The following is a 22,220-nucleotide window of genomic DNA, read 5'->3' as shown; positions in this document are numbered from 1 at the left end:
TACACGGCCCATTTCGGTCGTTCAATTGGCGCACTTCAGATGGCCCGTGCCGTGGAGGGAACGGAATTGTCGGATCGTATCCTTGCGGCAGGAGCAGATGCCGCAAAGGCGCTGATCCAGCCGGTTTAAGACGAGGTGGCCGCCTGAATTCCGTATCTCCGGAACGGAAAAGGCTCGGCATCATTGGAACCGCACTGTCAGGTTCGCCCAGGATCAAACCGAGGTAGTTGTCGGTAATACGGATTTCTGCTTTTCCCTTTTTGAGTATCTAACTCAGCCCGGCTTCTTCGGGTCCGACTATTCGCCAGGGTCGAAATCACCTTTGAACAAGACTGTCGCGACCGGCCCAAGCGGATTTGCGATCCGGCTTTCCAGGACCTCGATAAGTTTGTGTCCGACGTCCGCCATGTCTACGGAATGAACGCCGATCTTCGCCGGCAGGAAGCGCGCCAGACGCGTGTTGTCCCGTGTAACGATGTGGACGTCACGGCCCGGCTCAAGACCCCGCCTGCCGAGGGCGTGCAACGCTCCCAGAAGGCCCAGTTCGTTGGCGCATGCCAAGCCCGTTGGCGGATCTGACGACGCCAGCAAGCGATCGAACCATGCCGCGCTCGATTCCATCGTGAACGTGCCGTGACCGATCAGCGATTGGTCGATCGGAATACCGGCCTCGGCCATCGCCCTTCCATAACCTGCAAGACGCATGGCGCTCGCCTGATCCTTCGGCACGAGAAGTTGCAGCGCGATGCGTCGACAGCCCTTGTCCATGAGCCGTTGGGTCGCATCGTAGGCAATCTGCTCATTGTCGATATCGACGTAGGGATAGGCGATATCCAGGTCGGTTCTTCCAAACGCGACGAACGGAACGCGTTGATCCAGCAGCAGCTTGACGCGCGGATCACCTGAGACCATGCGTGTGATGATCAGGCCGTCCGCGCTGCGCGCCTGAAGCAGGCGCTGCAAACTTTCGACGGGATCATCGTCGGGTGTGGTGGAATGGATGGACAGACTATAGCCCGCTTGCCGCGCCGCCAGCGTCATGCCTTCGATCAAGGGAAGCTTCGCCAGATCGGAGAGGTAGTCGCGTGTCTCCATCGGCAGCACTGCCGTCAGCGTCAGGGTTCGTCCGGTTTTCAGCGCGCGACCGTGATGGTTCGGTACATAGCCGACCCGCTTCGCCACCTCCTTGACGCGCGCCACGGTCGAGGGATGCACCTCCGGGCCATCCTTCAGGGCGCGCGATACTGTGGTCACCGAAAGGGAAAGTTCCGCCGCGATCTGTTTTAGATTGGCCATGTCGCCCGACTTGATTTGGGAAAGCGCCGGCTAATTTTTGCTGGGCATCGTAACGTTACCGGATTCAATCCGGCGGTCAAATCCGAACTCACCGCAATTCGAACCCAGCTTGACTTTAGGGCATTTCGCGGTAATCGTAACGTTACGATTATAAAAAAAGCCTGCATATGCGACTTTTTGATGAATCCTGGGAGGAGAACACATGTCTTGGTTGCTACGCATTTCCCTGGCGGCTATCGCAGTCTCGGCTGCCTTGCCCGTCTGGGCCCAAACAGTCACCATCACCAGCGCGGGCGGCGACTATGGCAACGCGATAAAGGAGGCCATGTGGGCCCCAGCTGCAAAGGAACTTGGCTATGATGTCCGCGAGGAGACGCAGAGCGACGGCCTGGCTGCCCTAAAGATGCAGGTCACCGCGGGCGCGGTCACCACCGACATCATCCATCTCGGCTCACCGGAAGGCGCGCAGGCGGCCGCACAGTCGCTGCTGGAGCCGCTTGACTACAAGGTCATCGATCCCAACTCCGTGCCGGCCGGCGCAAAGTCCGACTACTGCTATCCGTTCGACTCCTATGGCACCGTCATGTCGTGGAGCACCAAGACCTATGGCGAGACTCCGCCGAAGACCTGGGCGGAGTTCTGGGACGTTACCAAGTTCCCGGGCCGCCGCGCGCTGCGCGCCAATGCGCAGGATCTGATCGAAATCGCGCTGCTCTCCGATGGCGTGGCGCCGGCGGACGTTTATCCCGTGCTCAGCACGCCGGAGGGCTTGGAGCGCGCCATCAAGCGGCTTGAGGCGATCAAGCCAAATGTCTCGGTCTGGTGGACCTCGGGAGCCCAATCCGCGCAGTTGCTGAAAGACAGCGAGGCGGATCTGGTCGTTACCTGGAACGGACGAGCGCAGACCGTGAAAGCGGATGGCGGCGCGGTTGACTACACCTTCAAAGGTTCCGTCATCGGCACGGACTGCCTTGGGGTGCCGAAGGGAGCGGCGAACAAGGAAGCGGCCATGAAGCTGATCGCGGCGATGACGCAGCCCGCGCGCGTGGCGAAGCTGACCGATTTCATCGCCTATGGTCCGGTTAATCCTGCCGCCTACGAGGGGGGGCTCATCCCAAAGGACCGTCTGAAGACCCTGGCGACCGCACCTGAAAATGCCGGCACTTCGGTGTTTTCGAATGCGGACTGGTGGGTCAAGAACGGCGAGGCCGCGCAAAAGGCCTTCGATGAGATGATGAACCGCTAAGTCCCGAATTCATCGCTTCGAGCACATGATGAAGTCGCTTCCGATCACCATCGACAGCCTGCGCAAGGCCTACGGGTCCTACGTCGCGCTGGACGATGTCTCGCTCGACGTTCGGGCTGGCGAATTCCTTACCCTTCTGGGGCCGTCCGGGTCGGGCAAGACCACGCTGCTCATGGCGCTGGCCGGTTTTGTCCGGCCAGATCGCGGCAAGCTCTTGCTGGGTGATCGAGACATAACCCGCCTGGCTCCCAACAAGCGCGACATCGGCATCGTATTCCAGAACTACGCCCTGTTTCCCCACATGAACGTCCTGGCGAATGTCGAGTATCCGTTGGCGCTGCGCAAGACGCCGAAAGCGGAGGCCCGGCAGCGGGCGCTTGACACCTTGGCCCGCGTGAAGCTGGAGGGTCTGTCGGAGCGCAGCATTGCCGCACTGTCCGGCGGCCAGCGCCAGCGGGTGGCGCTGGCGCGGGCCATCGTCTTTGAACCACGCGTGATGTTGATGGACGAGCCGCTGTCGGCGCTCGACAGGAACCTGCGCGAAACCATGCAGTACGAGATCCGGCGTCTGCACGACGATCTGGGGATCACCACGATCTATGTGACACATGACCAGCGCGAAGCGCTGACCATGTCCGACCGGGTTGCGGTAATGAATTCCGGCCGCATCCAGCAGATCGACACGCCGCAGCAAATTTATGATCGTCCATCGACCCGCTTCGTCGCGCAGTTCATGGGCGAGGCCAATATTCTGGCCCCCGGCTCGGTGCGCACAATCGACGGCGGCGGTGCGTCACGCGAGACCCTGATGATCCGCGCGGAAAGCTTCCACCTTGATGTCAAGCTCGTCGGGCGAGACGGAGTGGCGCTCGACGGAATGCTGCGCGCCAAGGCGTTTCGCGGCGAGAACTGGCTTTTGACGCTGGCGCTTGATGGCGGGCAGGAGGCTCTTGTCTGCATTCCGTCAGCGCTTGCCGGCGGCTGCGCCGAGCTTGCCGCCGGTCAGCGGGTGACCGTGTATGCATCGGCAGCGAAAATTCACGCGATACCGGGAGCGATAGCGTGACCGCCACCGCCGATCCCGCGCTCGCGGCCGATGCGCGAAGCGAGCGGCGGTTCTTCCTTGCGTTGTCGCTTCCGGCGCTTTTCATCGTTGGACTGGCGGCGATACTGCCCATCCTATGGATCATCCGGCAGTCCTTCGTGACCAGCGGTGGTGACTATACCGTCGGCAATTACGAGAAGGTGCTTTCGAGCGGACTGACATGGTCGGCACTCGTAACAACCGTTGAGCTGTCCTTGGGGACGCTGGCGTTCTGCATCCTTCTCGGCACCCCCTTGGCGCTCGCTCTGGCCAGCGCCAAACCAAGGGTGGCCAATTTGCTGATGGCCTTCGTCATGCTGCCGTTGTGGACTTCCATTCTGGTGCGCACCTATGGGTGGCTCGTGCTGTTGCGACGCGAAGGCCTGATCAACGCGGCTTTGACAGGTTCGGGCCTGACAGCGGAGCCATTGCCGCTTGTCTACAATTTTACCGGAACGCTGATCGGCATGGTTCACTACATGCTGCCGCTCTTCCTGTTGCCCGTTTATGCCGCGATGCGCGATATCGACGCCAATCTTGTTCGCGCTTCGGCGAGCATGGGAGCCACGCTCGGGCAAGTGATCCGCACGGTCATTCTGCCCCTCTCGGCCGGCGGCATCGTCTCGGGTTCGACGATCGTCTTCATCTACACGATCGGTTTTTTCATCACGCCGGCGGTGCTTGGCGGCGGGAAGGTGAATCCACTCTCCGTCCGGATCGAGCGCACGCTGTCGACCTTTCAGGACTGGGGTTCGGCGAGCGTCCTGGGCATTCTGCTGCTCGTTCTCATGGCGCTGATCGGTGTGATGTTCCTGGCGGCGCGGCGATTGATGGCGCGCAGCAAAGTCGGTACGGCCCATGCTTGAAGCCTATCCGGACAACAGGCTGGCCCGCATCCTCCTGTGGGGCTTCTCCGCGCTCGCAATGGCGTTCTTGATGCTGCCGACACTGGTGGTCGTGCCGCTCTCCTTTTCGGCGTCCGATCTTCTCGAGTTTCCGCCACGCGCATACTCGTTGCGCTGGTACGAGAATTTCTTCGGTTCGGCGACATGGATGGCCGGGCTCAGGACAAGCCTGATCCTTGGCACATTGACGGCGGTGGTCGCGGTGCCCCTGGCACTGCTGGCCTGCATCTCGATGAACCGGCTCGGCGGAAAGACCGCCTCAGCCATTCAAGGCGTTCTGCTCGCCCCCTCGATCGTGCCGGGAATTTTGCTTGCGATCGGCCTCTTCTTCGTGCTCGCGGCGCAAGGTCTGGTCGGAACGCTGTTCGGCGTACTGGTCGGGCATGTGGTGCTGGCCATTCCGGTCGCGTGCATTGTGCTGTTGCCCGCTCTGGCCCGCTTTGACTGGAACCAGGTCCAGGCGGCGCGCAGCCTCGGCGCAAACTGGGCAAGAGCCATTGGCGGCATAATTGTCCCGCAACTTCAGATCAGCTTGTTGTCGGCCACATTGATGGCCTTCCTGACGTCGCTCGACGAGTCCGTCATTTCGATCTTCGTCGCGAGTGGCCAAAACAGCACTCTGCCGAAGCTCATGTTCCTGTCGCTGCGCGATCAGATCGATCCGACTATAGCGGCGATCTCGACATTGTGGACGGCCATTGTCGTGGTCGCTGTCCTGATCGTGACCCTTCGCCAAAAATCCTGACCGAGACCGGAAACATGCCTGCCAATCATCACACTGCCGACGATCTGACGGATCAACCAACGGACATACCCCAGGTGGGATTGGCGATCATCACCGGGTCGGCAAACTGGGGGCTTGCCTTCCCGGAAGATGTCGAAGTCGATGGCATCAGCACCTTGCTGCGCGACATGAGCTTCGAAACGCCTTTCGGTCGCAGCGACAACTGGAAGCTGCTCGAATTCGACGCGTCGATTACCGCCGAAGGTAAAACGAAGCGCGCATTGTGCATGTATTCGCACGGCAATCCCCGTGACCATATCGACCATTCCTGCCATCGCCGCGCATTCTGGGTGTTGATGAGCGCGGGTGTAAGGCAGGTCTTGTCCTGCTCGACCATTGGCGCCGTCAACAAGGCGATCAAGCCTGGCGACCTAGTGGTGAACGCCGATATCATCGAACTGACGCAGACCCCGTTTTCACTGCTTCCCGGCCGCCAGAGCTTCGACTGCTCGGGCAAGCAGATCGTATGTCCAAGATGTGCGGAGATTCTGGTCGAAACGGCCCGCCGTCATTGGCCAGCCGAATGCCGCGTTCATGGTATCGAACAGCAGTTGGTGGCTGCTCACTGTTACGGGCCGCGACTGACCACCCCAGCCGAAGCCTTGGCGTTTCGAAGCATGGGAGCGGATGTGCTCAACCATTCGATCGCCCCTGAGGCTACCTTGTCGCGCGAGATTGGCGCGTGTTTCGTGCCTCTTGCGTTCGTGACGGCAGGTTTCAACGACTATATGGACCGCAATCGCCAGGCATTGCTGCAGGAGGACGTGTTGCCAGGCCTCTCTATGACAGCCTCGCGGGTTGCGCTGGAGACGGCGGCACGTCTTCCGGCTAGTCCCCAATGCTCCTGCCAAGGCTTGAAATCGCCTCAACCGGCAGAGCGGTCTACCCGGTTCTGAAGGAGCGAGGGGGCCCGGATTGGTCACGTAACTACGGTCTTCGCGCCCAACTGTAAGCCCGATTTTGAACGTCCCATGCTCGAAGCGTCCGGTTCGCTTCGGCCCAATGGCAGTCGTTCCCTGATCTATGTCAGAAGCGCTCCCGGCTTGATGTCATAGGTAAGCTCACGAACGATTCCGCGTTCGACATCATGCCTCGTCAGCGCCCCCGTGAACTCTGCGAGCTTCCGATCGGTGCGACGTGAGAATCCTCCTGCTAGGGTTAGTACCCAACGCATCGAGGAACGTCGGGTTGCCTCTCGATCCTTCCCTCAGGTGAAATGCGCGATCACTTGGCTTTGAAGGAACGGAGGTGGTTCGAGCTAGGTGGCTTGTCGTCGTGATGAGTGGGCCATCGCGCCCGTGCCGACGCGATGGTCCTCCGTTTCAGATAGACCTGTCGTCGGTCCGTTTAACCGGGCGGCTCTTGCGCCGATGGACGTCCGGCCACGGCGCGATCTTCGCGCGGCCCTCGATGTAGGCCTGGCGGCGCTGCTCCAGCCATGCTTCGACCTCTTCAAGGTCCCATACGACGCATCGCGGCGTAAGATTGAAGCGGCGAGGGAATTCGCCGCGCTTTTCCATCTCGTAAATGGTGCTTTCGGCGAGCGGCACGATGAGCCGCAACTCGTGCCGCCTTATTGTTCGCGGCAGGCCTGTTAGGACGGTTGCGGGACCCGAATATCCCACTGGATCTTTGTCACCGTCATCATGATAGGGCATCATCAGGACGCGTACGCGGCTTGGCTTCTTGGTCATATCTATCCTCCTGTGGTTGGAGGATGTTTGATGAACCTCGAATTCGCCTGTTCGAGCCGCCGAGTTCGCTAACGCCGCCAGTGGAATGTCGGTCAAGCATCCGGCGTTAGCGCCTGCTGGACCAGGAATGTGTCGACATACTGCGTCATGCTCGCGATCTTTCCGTCTCTCACTTCGTAGAGATGGGCAAAGGCGGCGTGCATCGACTTGCCCGTCGCCTTGTAGGTGCCGGAGTAAACTCCGAAGGCGACGACACGGTCGCCGTCTTCGAGATAGGTGTGAACGTCGGCGCGGTAGCCGATCCATTCCGTGGCGAGGCGCCGGAAGACACCGGCGATGATCGCTTCCGCGCCGATATAGGTCCCGGCATATGGGAAACCCTCGGCTTCGGTCCACCGTGCATCGGTGGCGAGAGCGGCCAGCAGGTTGCGGCCGTTGTCTTCCGACTTTCCCTCATAGGTGGCGCGGATCAGATCGAGATGGGCGCCCATCTCAGCCCCACTTCATTTCGCCGGTGGCAACCTTGGAGCCGATGTCGAGTGCGACGCCCATGCCGAGGCCGGGGAAGCGGGCTTCCATGGCGCTCTTGAGCGCGGCCGCGTCCTTGGCCTTGGCCAGCTCTTCCTCGAAGGCAATGAGATAGGCCTTGGTGTGCTCGACGCCCGAGAGGTCGGTAGGGGACTGCGGCGTCATGTGACCGGCAACCACAATCGCCGGCTTGCGCGCCGCGATCTTTTCAAGATTGGCAATCCATGCGGCGCGCTGTTCCTTGGTCGGCGTGTCGGCGGTCCAGACATGCACGCCCGCAAAGATCATCACGCCGCCAAACATTGCGTTCAGCGATGGCACGAACAGATAGCGCCGGTTGGCGAGGCCTTCGGCATTGACGATTTCGATGGTCTCGCCATCGACGCTGAGCGTCTTGTCGTCGAAGATCTCCGGGATGACGACATCGGCGAGCGTCTGCGGACCATTTTCCTTGAGCTGCGGACCCCATACGGCGAGCTTCTTGTCGATACTGCCCTTGATGGCGGCCACCGTCTCCGAGGCGGCGATCACGCGCGCGTCGGGGAAAGCGTCCTTGATCGGCTTGAGGCTGAAGTAATAGTCCGGGTCGGACTGGCTGACATAGATGGTGGTGAGCTTCTTGCCCGTTGCCTTGATCGCCTCGGCCAGGGCCTTGCCATCGGGGAATGTGAAGCCGCCGTCGATCAGCACGGCTTCAGTCGCCCCGGAGACCAGAACGGGGGCGCGGAAGAAGCCGTTTTCCCCGGCGGGAAAATGCTTCCAGGAAAGTCCAGCGGCAGCATGACCAAGCCCTGCGGGAGCAAAGACGGCAGCGGCGCCGGCGGCGAGGGTCGTTTTCATGATGGTTCTCCGTGTGAACATGACTGTCTCCTTGGTGTTGGTTGAGGATGCGAGTTCAGGGGCTGTCTAGCTGGTGGCCAGGCTCAGGGCCTTCAGCCTGGCGACCAGAACGTCATGGCTGCCGTAAAGCGCATTCCCGGGCACAAGGCGGCGGCTCTCCGCGACGCCCTCGATCAGGGCTGGCACGCCATCGGCGCCGAAGCGGCGCATCTCTGCGCGGGCGGCCTCGATGCGCTTGCGATAGGCGGCAATCAGCTCGTCATCGGCCGTTGCCAGGCGTTCGGCGGCCTTCCGCAGGCCGAGCGCACGCAGCACATCGGAGAGGATGGCGATATCGGTGATGTCGCGGCCGTCAACATAGCGCGCCCGCTGAATGGCTTTCAGCGCTTCGAACTCCCGGTCCGGCGCGGTGCCGGCGACAGCAGTGAGCGCCAGCGTCGCCGGGCCGGAGTCGAAAAGGCGCGTACGGTCGCCAAGCACGTCGTGCCGATAGGCTTCGCTGAAGGGCTGGCCGCTCAAGCGGGAAATGCGCTGGTCATTGGTCCAGGCATAGGTGGCGAACCCGTCGTCCATCGGCCGAGCGCCGGCGCCGGCGAAAGACCTGTCGGCGCGAGTTCGATGACGAAGTCCGGTCTGGCGACAAGTTTTTCGAGTGCCGCGGAGGCGCCATAGCACCAACCGCAAAGCGGGTCGAAGAGATAGGTGATGTGGGTGGTTGCGGTCATATCCGGGTCCTCTGGCCCCAGATATGGCAGACAGATATTGATTGTAGAAGATCAACAAGTACGACAGAATGTTAGTTATTATTTGACAATCAGCCACGAAATCGAACCCATGAACCTCAATCGATTGACCTATTTCGCGGCGGTCGTTGACACCGGATCGTTCACCCGTGCGGCGGAGCGGCTCGGCATCACCAAGGCCGTGGTGAGCCATCAGGTGGCACAGCTTGAACAGGATGTCGGGGCAAGCCTTCTCGTCCGTACGACCCGACGCGTCCATCCGACTGAGGCAGGCTTAATGTTTCACGCCCGTTGTGTGATGATCTTGCGCGAGGCGGAGGACGCCTTCGACGAACTCGCCCAGGCCGCCATCGAGCCGACCGGGATCTTGCGGATAACCGCGCCCAACGACTATGGCACCGCGGTGGTCGCTCCGGTCGTCGCCGCGTTTGCGGCGCGCTATCCCGCCTGCCGCGTGGAGCAGACGCTGAGCGACCACACGATCGATCTCACATCCGGCAAGATCGACATGGCGGTTCGCGTCGGCTGGCTCACGGATTCCACGCTCCAAGCGCGCAGGATCGGTTCCTTCCGGCAATTGTTGGTCGCCGCACCCGAGTTTACGGACCGGATCGCGGCAGTCCTCGATCCAGACGATGTTGCGAAGCTGCCGTTCGTCGCCAACATGGCGCTGCGCGAACCGCTGCTGTGGCAATTCTCGCGTGGCGACCTCGAGAGACGCGCTGTTCGCATGCAGGCGAGGATAGCCATCGACACCACGCCAGGGGTGCTCGAGGCAGTTCGAGCCGGGGGCGGTCTTGCGGTCCTGCCGGATTTCTCGGTGGCCGACGAGCTGGCATCGGGACGGCTGATCCGCGTCCTCAAGGAATGGTCGCTGCCCTCCGGAGGCATCCATACGGTCTATCCGGCGGCGCGGTTCCGGCCGCGCAAGGTGACCGCTTTCGTCGAAATGCTTATCGCATCCGAGCAGCAGAAGGGTAGTGGGGAACGGAGTTCCCAGGCTGCGGACCATACGGAACGATAGGGGAAGATGTCTGATTTTGTCCCACGTAAGGTCAATAAAGTCCACACCGATAGGACGTCTATTAGACCCACAATTCGGGTTGAAATTACTACGAAAAAAAGCCCCTATTTGCAGCCGGTGACGGTACTTTTCGAGACGGCAGACACGCCTAGTCGAAAGCCGAAAGGTGCAAAAATCGTCCGATTGTTCCCGATAGTTGGTGAAACCTCAAATATTTTTTGCTTCGATTTTCCCTTTAAAATCAACAGCGTAATTTTTTGACGGTTCTGGTGTCGGACTTTGCGCAATGATGAAAAATATTTGACAGTGGGTTATATACTATTTGAACAATCGAGTGGGAGTAGAGGGGAAGCGGCGGCAATAGCGTACTTTCGGCGCCGTCGCTGTCTGCCAATTGTTACCTCTATCTTGTTTCATTTTGCTTCAGTTGTTCCCGTTCATCCTTCGATCTGAACTCTCAGACGGTCGTTGTAAAGTCCGCTCTTCGCTGTGTAGGGCGCTAGCGCGCGCTAGCGTACAAATAGGCGGCGGTCGATCTGCGCCTCTGACCGCTTGTTGAGGCGGAGCGTGCTTCAGCTCAGGGCGTGGCCGGCCAATCCGTAGACCCGCGGCCCATTGTCTTCCCGGTTCAGGAAGCGGCGGCCTTTGGACATTGTCGTCACGGTCTCGTCAATCCCGAGGCCGCTGTGCTGCAGAAACTCCGCATATACGCCATCCCTCTCGCGCGAATCGACGCGCGTGAATCGACCTGCCAACTTCTTCAGATGGATTGCTGTGAGATGAACCGCGTCATGGTCGTTCTGAGCCACAATGGGGCCAACCACATGACCGCGCCCGAACTCGCGACACATGGAATAGCCAACAATCTGTCCGCCACGGCTCAACGTGGATATTGAGGCATCCTCCGAGAGCAAAGCAAGCAGCCTTGCACGGTCTATCCCGAATGCGCGCGCGTCTAGCGCGGTGATGTCACCGAGCCTGTCGCTAGGGAGGTCACTTAGTTCACCATCGAGATCTGGTATCGGCGGGAGTGTTTGTGAGACCTGTCCCTGGCGCATATAGACGATCGCCTCGTTCGTGAAGTCGAGAGAAACATAGAGCGGATAGGCGGCATGGGTTGCGTTCAGGGCTAGATTGCGATCTCCGCACTGCTCGAGGACCTGGTCCATAAGCCATCGGCCACCTCCCTGTGCCTGTATGCGGGGCGTCGTGATCACTAGGCCAATCGTGGCGAAGTCGTCCCCGTGGGGAAACCACATTGCGCTCCCGAAAACGCGCCCGATACCATCAACGGCGACGATGCCGTGGCCGGCGCGACGCAGCACGTCCCAGTCCTTGGGGCGATGCGGCCAGCGAACCGAGATCGACAGCGCGTGCAGCAGCTCAACATCGACATCATCGATGTCCCGGGCGGCCAGTTCGAAGGATTTCAGGCGTACTGATTTCTGCATTCGAATCGATCCGATCCTTCCACGAATGCCCAAGGCACGCGGTTTTGATCCTGGCGCCGATTGCCATGTTTGCGACAGGCTTCTTTTGCCGCAGCTTTACAGGGAAAAGCCAGCAGGTTTCGCTGGTTCGAGGTTCTTTTTCGCAATCTTCGGCCAAAGCACGACGCGATTCGGCAGGGAACACTGCTGCCTACAGATAGGCTGGTCGCACCCGGTGAAAATGCGCAAGCAGAGCGGACCGCAATGAACGTGGAAGAAATCCTCGCGACCCTGATTGCATTTCCCTCTGTTGTGGGCACGCCAAACGGCACCATCGTCGATTGGATCCGTGACCACTGTCAGGCAGCGGGAGCTGAGGTGACGGTTCTCACCGGCCCCGAGGGCGATCGGTCCAACCTTTTCATCACGATCGGCCCGCGCCAGGGTCGTGGCTACATCATCTCCGGACATATGGATGTCGTGCCAGCGGGCGAGGCGGAATGGAGCTCGGATCCGTTCGTCCTGCGCCGCGAGGGCGGCAGGCTTTACGGCCGCGGCACAACCGACATGAAGGGCTTTCTCGCCTGCGCATTGGCCGCGCTCCCAGGACTTGCGGCGATGGACCTGCCGCAGCCAATTCATCTCGCATTCTCCTACGACGAAGAGGCGGGGTGCCGTGGCGTGCGGCATCTCTTGGCGGCGTTGCCGAGTTTATGCGAGAGGCCGCTTGGCGCGATTATCGGCGAGCCGAGCCGGATGCAGCCGGTGCGCGCGCACAAGGGGAAAGCCGCCGCGCGCCTCGAGGTGATCGGACGATCCGGCCATTCGTCACGCCCCGATCTCGGACTTAATGCCGTGCACGCCATGGCCGGCGTCATCACGCACGCCGTAGCCTATGGCCAATCCCTCGCAGACGGACCGCTCGATCAAAATTTCGAGCCCGCATATTCTTCGTTGCAGGTGGGCGTCATTGCCGGTGGACAGGCGGTCAACATCATCCCTGACCGGTGCACTGCCGATATCGAGGTGCGCGCGGTGCCGGGCGTTTCTCCATCCTCTCTGCTCGAGCCGGTCAAGGCCCGGCTTTTCGCCCTGCGCGACAGCGGCTTCGAGGTAGCTTGGCACGAGTTGAGCACCTATCCCGCCCTCGCGGCCGCGAATAGGAGTGAGCTAGCAGCCATCCTGACCGAGTTGACGGGGCAAGAGCCGCTCACTGCAGTCAGCTACGGCACGGAGGCAGGGCTTTACCAGCAGGCCGGCATCGATGCGATCATTTGCGGGCCCGGCGAAATTTCCCGCGCGCATCGTCCCAATGAGTACATCGAGATCGGTGAACTCGCCGCTTGCCAGAAGATGATCCACGGGCTCGGCGCGCGCCTCGCGGCCTGAAGGATGGGGCGGTTTCCATGGCGTTTCTCTTCAATTCCGATGCCGCGCGTGCTGCGGTCTTCCGCGAGATCTTCGCGCGTGAGCTCCCGGACCTGGAATTCTTCCATTCCGGCGACGAGATGGAGCCGGAGAAGGTGCGCTATCTCATTACCTGGACGGTGCCGGACGAGATCTCGCGCTACCGCAATCTGGAAGTGCTGTTTTCCATCGGCGCGGGCGTCGACCAGTTCAAGCAGGACGTGGTGCCAAGCCATGTGAAGCTTGTGCGCATGGTCGAGGACGGCATCATACGCATGATGCAAGAATACGTCGCGCTCGGAGTGTTGGCGCTCCACCGCGAGATGCCCGCCTATCTCGATCAGCAGAAGAAGTGCCTCTGGCATCCTATTGCCGCACAACAGGCGGCCGAACGCCGGATCGGTTTTCTTGGTCTTGGCATGCTTGCCCAGGCGGCAATCGAGCGCATGAAGCCGTTCCAGTTTCCGATTGCCGGCTGGAGCCGCAGCGAAAAGCGGATCGAGGGCGTTGCCTGTTTTCATGGAAGGGACCGACTTGCGGGCTTTCTGAAGCGAACGGATATTCTCGTCTGCCTGCTGCCGTTGACGGAACAAACGCGCGGCATGCTCGATGCGGAGTTCTTCGACTTACTGCCCCCGGGCGCGCGGCTGCTGCATGTCGGCAGGGGTCCGCAACTCGACCAGGCCGCGCTGATTGATGCGCTCGACACCGGTCACCTATCTGCGGCGATGCTTGACGTCACTGATCCTGAACCGCTCCCGGAAGACCATCCGCTGTGGTCGCATCCGAAGGTGATGATAACGCCGCACATCGCCTCGGTGACGCAACCGCATACGGCGGCGCAATCCGCCGTGGACAACATCCGGCGCCACCGTGCCGGGAAGGCTCTGATCGGCCTCGTCGATCGGACGCTCGGCTACTAACAAGGAAACCTCACATGTCACTTCTGATTACGGTCGACACAAATCCCGCGTTCACTCCGAAGGAGGCATTGCCGCCACCGGAGCGGCTCATTTCCGGCGCTCCATCTTTCAAGACCTGGGCGCAGGATGCCTCGAAAGGTGAGAAGGTTCTGACCGGCGTCTGGGAAGCGACGCCCGGCGAGACGCATTCCATCAAGGGCGCCACCTACGAGTTCTGCCACATCATTTCGGGTGTGATCGAAATCGAGGAGAAGGGGGGCGAGACGAAGACCTACCGCGCCGGTGACAGCTTCGTAATGAAGCCCGGTTTCGTCGGCGTCTGGCGCACGATCGAGACCGTGCGCAAGATCTACGTCTGCGTTTATGACTGAGTTCAAGGCTCAAGATCCGGCCGAGTAAAGGGCGCGGCCGTTCCAGAACAATCGACTTTTCAACTCCCGCCTGACGCGATTCGACGCCGTCAGGCGGCTGATCCTCAACGAAAAATGCCGCGCGCGGTCCACTATTGTTCCGATGAACGCCGGTGCGAATGAGGACGTCCATCAATGAAGACCTTCAACATAGCGCTCATCCCCGGCGACGGCATCGGCAAGGACGTGACCGAGGCGGCATGGCAGGTGATGCAGGCGGCGGCCAAACGGGGCGGTTTCGCCCTTGATGGCACGCGCTTCCCATGGTCCTGCGCCTATTACCTGGAAACCGGCGCAATGATGCCGCCAGACGGCATCGAGACACTTCAAAAATTCAATGCGATCTATCTCGGCGCTGTGGGCTGGCCCGCGGAGGTGCCCGATTCAGTATCGCTTCACGGATTGCTCCTGCCGATCCGGAAAGGGTTCACGCAGTATGCCAACATTAGGCCGCACAGGCTTTTGCCAGGCGTCCAAGGACCCCTGCGTTCGGATGGTTTCGACATCCTGTGCATCCGCGAGAATACGGAAGGCGAATATTCCGGCGCCGGCGGGCGCGTCCATTCAGGCACGCCCGATGAGGTCGCGATCGAGACGTCGATCTTCACACGTGTGGGGGTCGAACGGATCCTCCGTTTCGGCTTCGAACAGGCGCGGGCGCGCCGGAAGAAGCTCGCATCGGCCACCAAATCCAATGCGCAGAAACATTCCATGGTGTTCTGGGATGAGGTCACGCGCGAGGTAGCAAATGAATATTGCGATGTGGAGGTCTCGCACTACCACATCGACGCCATGGCTGCCCGCATGGTCATGGCGCCGGAAAGCCTGGACGTGATCGTCGCCTCGAACCTCTTTGGCGACATCCTCACGGATATCGGAGCGGCCATCCAGGGTGGGTTGGGCTATGCCGCCTCAGCCAACATCAATCCCGATCGCAGCGCGCCTTCCATGTTCGAGCCGGTTCATGGTTCGGCGCCCGATATCGCGCATCTCGGCGTGGCCAATCCGATCGCCGCGATCTGGTCCGGTGCAATGATGCTCGAGCATCTGGGCGAGGGGCATGCCGCGGCTGAAGTGATGTCGGCAATCGAATCCGTAACCGCGACGGGGATAGGCACGGTCGCAGGCAAGGACCGCACTGAAACAATCACGCGAGCCGTGCTTGCGGCATTGAGCTGAATGGGCAGAGGAAAAGACGATGAATGCGATGACGAAGATTGGCACTTTTAAAGATACGGACCTGTTCCGCCAGCAGGCCTTGATCGGCGGTATTTGGCGGGAAGCAGACACAAAGTCCGTCGTCGATGTCACCAATCCGGCCAGCCTCAGTGTTCTCGGCACTGTTCCCGATATGGGCGGCGACGAGACCAGGGCCGCGATCGGTGCCGCAGCCGCGGCCTTCAAAAGCTGGAAGAAGAAGACCCATGCCGAGCGCGCTGGGCTGCTGGAGCGCTGGCACGACCTCATACGCCAGCACGAACAGGATCTCGCGCTCCTGCTGACGCTGGAACAGGGCAAGCCGCTTTCCGAGGCTCTAGCGGAAATCCGCTACGGCGCCTCTTTCGTGAAATGGTTCGCGGAAGAGGCGCGCCGGATTGGTGGCTCGACCATTCCGTCGCCCACGGCCGATCGCCGCATTCTTGTTCTCAAGGAGCCGGTCGGCGTCTGCGCCATCATCACGCCGTGGAATTTCCCCAACGCGATGATTACGCGCAAGGTGGCCCCCGCACTGGCGGCCGGGTGCACGGTGGTGATCAAGCCGTCGGAGTTCACACCCTTTTCGGCGCTCGCGCTCTGTGTGCTGGCGGAGCGGGCGGGTATTCCGGCGGGCGTCATTAACATCGTGACCGGCATGCCGGCGGAGATCGGCAAAGAGCTGATGGCCAACGAAACAGTGCGCAAGATCTCGTTCACCGGCTCGACCCGCGTCGGTGCGCTGCTCATGCGCGGCGCGGCCGATAGCATCAAGCGGCTGAGCCTGGAGCTTGGCGGCAACGCGCCCTTTATCGTCTTTGACGACGCTGATCTGGATAACGCAGTTGAAGGGGTGATTGTATCCAAGTTCCGCAATGGCGGTCAAACCTGCGTCTGCGCGAACCGGATTCTTGTGCAGGAAGGCGTTTACGACACTTTCGCCGAAAAGCTGAGCCAGCGCGTCGCGCGGATGAAGGTTGGCGCAGGGACCGACGAGGGCACTGAGATCGGCCCGATGATCAACGCGGCCGCGATCGACAAGATCGAGCGTCACATCGCGGATGCGAAGGAGAAAGGCGCGCAGATCATCGCCCAAAGCGAGACAGTGCCCCACGGCAGACAATATGCACGGCCAGTCGTGCTGGGAGAGGCCACTACCGAGATGCTGCTGGCATCGGAAGAGACGTTCGGTCCGGTGGCACCGCTTTTTCGCTTCGAGACGGAGGAAGAGGCCATCACGGTCGCGAACGGTACGCCGTTCGGCCTTGCCGCCTACTTCTACACAGACAACCTCAAGCGGTCATGGCGTGTTGCAGAGGCGCTGGAGTTCGGTATGGTCGGGCTCAACACAGGCATGATCTCCACCGAGGTTGCGCCTTTCGGCGGTGTGAAGCAGTCAGGAGTAGGGCGGGAAGGATCGCAGCTCGGCATCGAGGAATATCTCGAGGTCAAGACGCTTCATGTTGGCGGGCTTGATTAGTTATCTTGCACACAGGTTGAAGCACTCGCAGCCCCTAGCTAAAGCGTTGGAACAACAAGAAAAGGGCGGTGAAAACCGCCCCTTTCTCTATTGCGACCAGTGGTTATTAACGTTTTTGGGAGCGCCTCAGTCTGGCGCGACGGCGCCAGCAAACGGGCGTTCAGGCGAATTCCCGAACGGGCTCCAGTCCGACGGCGCCGGCCAGACCGCCGATATCCTTGATCTCCGTATATTCGTAGAAGGGGTTCGCAGGCTCGTGGCTGCGGTTCACCCAGACCTTGCTCTTGATACCGAGATCATAGGCGGTCATGAGATCGTAGCGAAATGAGGACGACACGTGCGTGATGTCCTCCGGGCCGCAGCCGAGCTTGTCGAACATATATTCGAAGCCCTTCATCAAAGGCTTGTAGGCGCCGGTCTCCTCGGCCGTGATGACCATGTGGAAGGGTGCGCCGAGCTTCTCCACGTTTGACATGATCAGGCTGTTCATGGAGTTCGACAGGATAACCAGCGGGATTTCCTTTGCGACCTTGGCCAGTCCCGCCGGGACATCGGGGTGCGGACCCCATGTCGGCACTTCTTCATAGATGCGCTGGGCATCCTCGGGCCGGAATGCGACGTCGTTGCGTTTGCAGGTGCGCTCGACGGAATTATGCACGACCTCGACATACGGCTTCCAGTCGCCGAGAACCTCGTCCAGGCGGTAGCCCGCGAAATCCTTGATGAACTGCGCCATCGCGGCCGGAGATAGCTGCGAGCCGTACACGCGCCTCGCTGCACCGGCCATGTCGAAATTGGTGAGAGTGCCGTAGCAGTCGAAGGTAATGTATTTCGGTCTGAACTGGGTCATGCGCGTCGATCCTTCCAATCCTATCCACACTGCGTGCCTTAACAGCAAGGATCATAAAGAGACCCGGACAGACTGTTCGCCGCATTCGATGCGCCCTGAAGCAGATTGTTTTGTATTGCGTGAGAGCTTTGGCAGAGAGTTGCGCCTGAGTTCGTTTCGAGTTTCGGGGGAGCGCGATCTTTCAGCCCTGCGTCGGCATAAGATGCGGTGCAGCGGCAAAGGAAAGTCAAAACGCTTATCGCTCAGGTTCTGGTCGGGAGGAACTGCTGTCCACGGCAGCCTACCTTGGGCCTTGGAGAATTCAGGCCCGGAATGAACCATGACGGCGCAGCAGATTTCGCTGGAAAAGATGACAATGGCGCATCTGAGCGGCGCTGTCGAACTGTCGCGGCAGGTTGGTTGGCCACATCGTCACGAAGACTGGGAACTGGTTCACTCGATCAGCCAGGGGATCGTCGCGCTGGATCGGGAGCGCGTTGTTGCGACGATTATGATGACGCCCTACGGCGACGATGCCGCCACCATCAACATGGTCATCGTCGATGCGTCGACGCGCGGCCGCGGGCTTGGCCGAAAGATGATGGAGGAGGCGCTTGCCAGGGCAGGAACGCGCACCTGCTACCTCGTTGCGACCCAGGAAGGACTCCCCCTTTACCAAAGCCTGGGCTTTGCCACGACTGGCGAGATCGTACAGCATCAAGGCGAGGCACGTCATGTTAACGCACCAGACAACGTATTCTGGAGCGAGAGCAGCGATCACGCATGCCTCGTGGCGCTCGATCACGTGGCATATGGCCACGAGCGCTCAGCCCTGATGCGGGTTCTGCGAGAGCGCGCGAAATTCGCTGTCATTCGCGAAGAAACCGCTGTTCAGGCCTTTGCGGCGATTCGTCAGTTTGGCCGAGGCCTGGTCATCGGCCCGGTAGTTGCGAGAAACGACATTGAGGCAAAGGCCTTGATCAATTTCCTTCTCGCCCATCATCAGGGCAGGTTCGTCCGTATCGACACCGACATGTCCACAAATCTTGCTGAATGGCTCACCAGCCAACAGCTTACGCACGTCGGCGGTGGGATACCAATGCGGCGCGGCGGCACACGTGATCAACAAAACGAAAGAGCCGTAGCCCGGCGGATGTACGCGCTCGTCAGTCAGGCGCTTGGTTGATTTGGAGGAAGAAATGCTTGCGAATTCGCTGATCGAACTCGACCGCGCCCATCTGGTCCACCCGGTCGCATCCTATCGCGGCCATGAAGCGATGGGCGTACGGGTGCTGAAATCGGCCAAGGGCGCGATAGTCACCGACGCCGCGGGCCACAGTTTGCTCGACGGGTTTGCGGGTCTGTGGTGCGTCAACGCCGGCTATGGACAGGACAGCATCGTCGAGGCTGCAACGAAACAACTGCGCGAGCTTCCCTACGCAACGGGCTATTTCGGGCTGGGGTCCGAGCCGGCCATTCGTCTAGCCGCCAAGCTGGCCGAACTGGCGCCGGGAGACCTCAACCATATCTACTTCACCCTCGGCGGCTCCGACGCGGTGGACAGCACAATCCGGTTCATCCGCTATTACTATCATGCCATGGGGACGCCGCAGAAGGACCAGTTTATCTCGGTCGAATATGGCTACCATGGATCGTCGACAGCGGGATCCGGCCTGACGGCGATTCCGCTGTTCCATGCAGGTTTCGGGGTGCCGTACGACTGGCAGCACAAGATCCCGTCGCACTATGCCTATCGCAATCCTGCCGGCTCCGATCCGCAGGCGATTATCGACGCCTCGGTAGCGGCTCTGCGGGGCAAGATCTCGGAACTGGGGGCGGATCGCGTCGCCGCCTTTTATGTGGAGCCGATCCAGGGATCGGGCGGCGTCCTCGTTCCGCCGGCGGGCTGGTTGAAGGCCATGCGCGCAGTCTGCAAGGAACACCAGATCCTGTTCGTTGTCGACGAGGTCATCACCGCCTTTGGCCGCACCGGCCCGCTCTTCGCCTGCGAGGATGAAGACGTGGTGCCGGATCTCATGACCACCGCAAAGGGGCTCACCTCCGGCTACGTGCCGATGGGCGCCGTGTTCATATCCGATCATGTCTACAACACGATCGCAGACAGTGCGGGCAAGGCGGCGGTCGGGCATGGCTACACTTATTCCGCGCATCCCGTGAGCGCGGCGGTCGCACTCGAATGCCTGCGCCTCTACGAGGAGGGCCTGCTCGACAACGGGCGGCGGGCCGGGAAACGCCTGATGGCGGGCCTCCGCTCGCTTGCCGATCATCCGCTCGTGGGCGACGTTCGCGGCCGCGGCATGCTGGCCGCTATCGAACTCGTCACCGACAAGGAGCGCAAGACGCCGTTGCCGCTGGAAGCCGACGCGGGACGCCGCATCTTCGACCGCGCATGGAACAACGGCCTTATCATTCGCGCCTTCGCCCAGGGTGTGCTGGGTTATGCGCCGCCTCTCTGCTGCACGGATGAGGATATTGACGGCATCATCGAACGTACGCGCACGGCGCTCGACCAGACGCTCGAAGACAAGGATGTGCGAGCGGCAATGAAGGGATAAGCATTGCGGGCGCCGCCCGTATGGAGCGGGCCGCTTCGGCCGACCTCCGGCGGTGGCGCCACTTGCACGTTCTCCTCCGGCATATGAATAGGAACGAGCTGGCTTCGACAGTCTCAGGACGGGGCAGATCGCGCGGCACTTGCCGGGATACGATAATGGGGACGGCGAAGGCGCTCGTCTCACCCGTTGTTGAATATGGCGTCCAGAGGCAGGTGAGACTTCACGATGGGCGACTTCAAAACCACAAAGCTGAAGTATTTGTCGATTCCGATATCCAGTTCGATCATGCGCTCCATGATCGTCTGGTACTCGCTGATACCCGCCGTGACAAACTTCACAAGATAGTCGTAGCCGCCTGAAACCAGATGGCATTCGATGACAGAATCGACTTTCTGAATCGCGGTGAGAAATCTCGCGAAGTCGTTGTGTTGATGGTGCTTGAGCGTGACTTCCGTGAAGATCGTTAGAGTCTGCCCGAGCTTGGATACATCGATCTGGGCGGAATAGCCGATGATGAAGCCTTCTGCTTGAAGCTTCTTCACCCGCATCAGGCAAGGGCTCGGTGAAAGGTTGACCAGGTCGGCAAGCTCGACATTCGTGACCCGCCCGTTCTTTTGCAGTTGGGATAAGATCTTGATGTCGATCTTGTCGAGCTTCATTGGAAACCTGTCACACGTTTGAACCGCGGATCGTCCGGCAGACGGCGTCCGTCACCTCCTGGGTGGTCGCTGTCCCTCCCACGTCCGGCGTCAGCACGCCTTCGCTCGTCACCATTTCCACAGCGCTCATCAACCGGACGGCCGCTGTGCTCTCGCCCAGATGTTCGAGCATCTGGGCGGCGGTCCAGAAGGTGGCGACCGGGTTGGCAATACCCTTGCCGGCAATGTCGAATGCCGAGCCGTGGATTGGCTCGAACATCGAGGGATAGCGCCGCTCGGGATCAATGTTGGCGGTCGGTGCAACGCCGAGACTGCCTGCGAGCGCGCCTGCAAGGTCCGACAATATGTCGGCATGAAGATTGGTGGCAACGATCGTATCGAGGCTCCGAGGTTTCAACGTCATACGCACTGTCATAGCATCGACCAGCATCTTGTCCCACGTGATGTCCGGGAATTCCCGCGCCACCTCGGCTGCGATTTCGTCCCACATTACCATGCCGTGACGCTGCGCGTTGGATTTCGTAACAACTGTCAGGAGCTTTCGCGGCCGTGACTGCGCCAGCCGGAATGCATAGCGCATGATGCGGGTGACGCCGACGCGCGTGAAGATCGCGACCTCGGTTCCGACCTCCTCGGGGAGGCCTCGATGGGCTCGGCCGCCGTGGCCCGAATACTCGCCCTCGGAATTCTCCCGCACGATCACCCAATCCAGAAAGCTTGGGCCAACGCCGGCCAGCGGCGAAACAATACCGGGCAATATCCTGGTCGGCCGCACGTTCGCGTACTGATCAAAGCCTTGGCAAATCAGCAGCCGGAGGCCCCAGAGCGTGATATCGTCGGGCACATCGGGAGCGCCGACGGCGCCAAAGAAGATAGCGTCGAAGCGCTTCAGTTGCGCCACGCCATCTTCGGGCATCATCCGACCATGGACCTTGTAGTAGTCCGAGCCCCAGTCGAAGTGCTGGACGCGCAGCTTGAAGTCGCCGCAGCGCTGCTGCAGCGCCTCAAGCGCCTGGAGACCTGCGGCAATGACCTCTGGGCCGATCCCGTCGGCAGGAATGGCGGCAATCTCATATTCGCGCATCGTCACTTTCCCGTTTTCAGTGGTGGCTGCATCGGGGCCTCAATCTCGTGTGCATGAGGGGCGCGGGCATGGACGGAGACTCCG

The 22,220-nt window shown here is 60.8% G+C and carries 21 protein-coding genes and 1 pseudogene; 13 read left to right on the top strand and 9 right to left on the bottom strand.

Annotated elements, in window-relative coordinates; all coding sequences use genetic code 11:
* Positions 1-297: 297 nt before the first annotated feature.
* On the bottom strand, positions 298-1,296 hold the full coding sequence (locus tag AC1RUK_RS22195; RefSeq protein WP_481838938.1) for a LacI family DNA-binding transcriptional regulator: 999 nt from the start codon (positions 1,294-1,296) through the stop codon (positions 298-300).
* A 202-nt stretch (positions 1,297-1,498) separates the two neighbouring features.
* Here AC1RUK_RS22195 and AC1RUK_RS22190 point away from each other — a divergent pair, with 202 nt between their 5' ends.
* The 5 genes from AC1RUK_RS22190 to AC1RUK_RS22170 all read left to right on the top strand — a co-directional run bounded on the left by AC1RUK_RS22190 (position 1,499) and on the right by AC1RUK_RS22170 (position 6,211).
* Positions 1,499-2,542: an ABC transporter substrate-binding protein gene (locus AC1RUK_RS22190; protein ID WP_481838939.1), complete on the top strand. Its 1,044-nt coding sequence runs from the start codon at positions 1,499-1,501 to the stop codon at positions 2,540-2,542.
* Between the two features lie 28 nt (positions 2,543-2,570).
* Positions 2,571-3,608 (top strand): ABC transporter ATP-binding protein, encoded by a 1,038-nt coding sequence (locus AC1RUK_RS22185; protein ID WP_481839427.1) that lies wholly within the window; start codon positions 2,571-2,573, stop codon positions 3,606-3,608.
* A complete protein-coding gene (locus AC1RUK_RS22180; RefSeq protein WP_481838940.1) occupies positions 3,605-4,492 on the top strand; it encodes an ABC transporter permease in 888 nt (295 codons plus the stop codon). Before AC1RUK_RS22185 ends, AC1RUK_RS22180 begins: the two co-directional genes overlap by 4 nt.
* Before the next feature lie 85 nt (positions 4,493-4,577).
* On the top strand, positions 4,578-5,276 hold the full coding sequence (locus AC1RUK_RS22175; RefSeq protein WP_481840106.1) for an ABC transporter permease: 699 nt from the start codon (positions 4,578-4,580) through the stop codon (positions 5,274-5,276).
* A 14-nt stretch (positions 5,277-5,290) separates the two neighbouring features.
* Positions 5,291-6,211, top strand: coding sequence for a phosphorylase family protein (locus tag AC1RUK_RS22170; RefSeq protein WP_481838942.1), 921 nt, complete (start codon positions 5,291-5,293; stop codon positions 6,209-6,211).
* A 426-nt stretch (positions 6,212-6,637) separates the two neighbouring features.
* Here the strand turns inward: AC1RUK_RS22170 and AC1RUK_RS22165 are convergent, their stop codons facing one another.
* The 4 genes and pseudogenes from AC1RUK_RS22165 to AC1RUK_RS22150 all read right to left on the bottom strand — a co-directional run bounded on the left by AC1RUK_RS22165 (position 6,638) and on the right by AC1RUK_RS22150 (position 9,102).
* Complete coding sequence (locus tag AC1RUK_RS22165; RefSeq protein ID WP_481838943.1) at positions 6,638-7,009, bottom strand: helix-turn-helix transcriptional regulator; 372 nt, start codon at positions 7,007-7,009, stop codon at positions 6,638-6,640.
* A gap of 92 nt (positions 7,010-7,101) precedes the next feature.
* Positions 7,102-7,500: a nuclear transport factor 2 family protein gene (locus AC1RUK_RS22160; protein WP_481838944.1), complete on the bottom strand. Its 399-nt coding sequence runs from the start codon at positions 7,498-7,500 to the stop codon at positions 7,102-7,104.
* Position 7,501: 1 nt separating this feature from the next.
* Positions 7,502-8,398 (bottom strand): MBL fold metallo-hydrolase, encoded by an 897-nt coding sequence (locus AC1RUK_RS22155; RefSeq protein ID WP_481838945.1) that lies wholly within the window; start codon positions 8,396-8,398, stop codon positions 7,502-7,504.
* A gap of 45 nt (positions 8,399-8,443) precedes the next feature.
* Positions 8,444-9,102: pseudogene (locus tag AC1RUK_RS22150) on the bottom strand (DsbA family protein).
* Positions 9,103-9,211: 109 nt separating this feature from the next.
* Between AC1RUK_RS22150 and AC1RUK_RS22145 the strand changes: the two are divergent.
* Positions 9,212-10,144, top strand: coding sequence for a LysR family transcriptional regulator (locus AC1RUK_RS22145; protein WP_481839428.1), 933 nt, complete (start codon positions 9,212-9,214; stop codon positions 10,142-10,144).
* 572 nt (positions 10,145-10,716) lie between these two features.
* Here the strand turns inward: AC1RUK_RS22145 and AC1RUK_RS22140 are convergent.
* Positions 10,717-11,595, bottom strand: a complete 879-nt coding sequence (locus tag AC1RUK_RS22140; protein ID WP_481838946.1) for a GNAT family N-acetyltransferase — start codon at positions 11,593-11,595, stop codon at positions 10,717-10,719.
* A gap of 243 nt (positions 11,596-11,838) precedes the next feature.
* Between AC1RUK_RS22140 and argE the strand changes: the two genes are divergently transcribed.
* From argE to AC1RUK_RS22115, 5 genes are all read left to right on the top strand, one after another.
* Entirely contained in the window at positions 11,839-12,963 is a 1,125-nt protein-coding gene (argE, locus tag AC1RUK_RS22135) for an acetylornithine deacetylase (RefSeq protein ID WP_481838947.1), read from the top strand.
* A 17-nt stretch (positions 12,964-12,980) separates the two neighbouring features.
* Complete coding sequence (locus AC1RUK_RS22130; protein ID WP_481838948.1) at positions 12,981-13,904, top strand: 2-hydroxyacid dehydrogenase; 924 nt, start codon at positions 12,981-12,983, stop codon at positions 13,902-13,904.
* A gap of 14 nt (positions 13,905-13,918) precedes the next feature.
* The gene (locus tag AC1RUK_RS22125) at positions 13,919-14,275 is read left to right on the top strand and encodes a cupin domain-containing protein (protein ID WP_481838949.1); all 357 of its coding nucleotides are present in this window, start codon (positions 13,919-13,921) and stop codon (positions 14,273-14,275) included.
* 174 nt (positions 14,276-14,449) lie between these two features.
* A complete protein-coding gene (locus AC1RUK_RS22120) occupies positions 14,450-15,493 on the top strand; it encodes a tartrate dehydrogenase (RefSeq protein ID WP_481838950.1) in 1,044 nt (347 codons plus the stop codon).
* A gap of 19 nt (positions 15,494-15,512) precedes the next feature.
* Positions 15,513-16,988 carry an NAD-dependent succinate-semialdehyde dehydrogenase gene (locus AC1RUK_RS22115; RefSeq protein WP_481838951.1) on the top strand — a complete coding sequence of 492 codons (1,476 nt, stop codon included), beginning with the start codon at positions 15,513-15,515 and terminating at the stop codon, positions 16,986-16,988.
* A gap of 160 nt (positions 16,989-17,148) precedes the next feature.
* Here AC1RUK_RS22115 and AC1RUK_RS22110 read toward each other — a convergent pair whose 3' ends face one another.
* Positions 17,149-17,838, bottom strand: a complete 690-nt coding sequence (locus AC1RUK_RS22110; RefSeq protein ID WP_481838952.1) for a haloacid dehalogenase type II — start codon at positions 17,836-17,838, stop codon at positions 17,149-17,151.
* Between the two features lie 319 nt (positions 17,839-18,157).
* On the opposite strand from AC1RUK_RS22110, the gene AC1RUK_RS22105 reads away from it, so the two are divergent.
* Complete coding sequence (locus AC1RUK_RS22105; RefSeq protein WP_481838953.1) at positions 18,158-19,003, top strand: GNAT family N-acetyltransferase; 846 nt, start codon at positions 18,158-18,160, stop codon at positions 19,001-19,003.
* Positions 19,004-19,016: 13 nt separating this feature from the next.
* The gene (locus tag AC1RUK_RS22100; protein ID WP_481838954.1) at positions 19,017-20,393 is read left to right on the top strand and encodes an aspartate aminotransferase family protein; all 1,377 of its coding nucleotides are present in this window, start codon (positions 19,017-19,019) and stop codon (positions 20,391-20,393) included.
* 179 nt (positions 20,394-20,572) lie between these two features.
* Here AC1RUK_RS22100 and AC1RUK_RS22095 read toward each other — a convergent pair whose 3' ends face one another.
* Positions 20,573-21,052, bottom strand: a complete 480-nt coding sequence (locus AC1RUK_RS22095) for an Lrp/AsnC family transcriptional regulator (RefSeq protein ID WP_481838955.1) — start codon at positions 21,050-21,052, stop codon at positions 20,573-20,575.
* A 10-nt stretch (positions 21,053-21,062) separates the two neighbouring features.
* Positions 21,063-22,136 (bottom strand): tartrate dehydrogenase, encoded by a 1,074-nt coding sequence (locus AC1RUK_RS22090; RefSeq protein ID WP_481839429.1) that lies wholly within the window; start codon positions 22,134-22,136, stop codon positions 21,063-21,065.
* Between the last annotated feature and the right edge of the window lie 84 nt (positions 22,137-22,220).

Source organism: Mesorhizobium monacense (assembly GCF_056781675.1).
The sequence above is the reverse complement of the archived record's forward strand: the minus strand, read 5'-3'. Positions and strand labels throughout refer to the sequence as shown.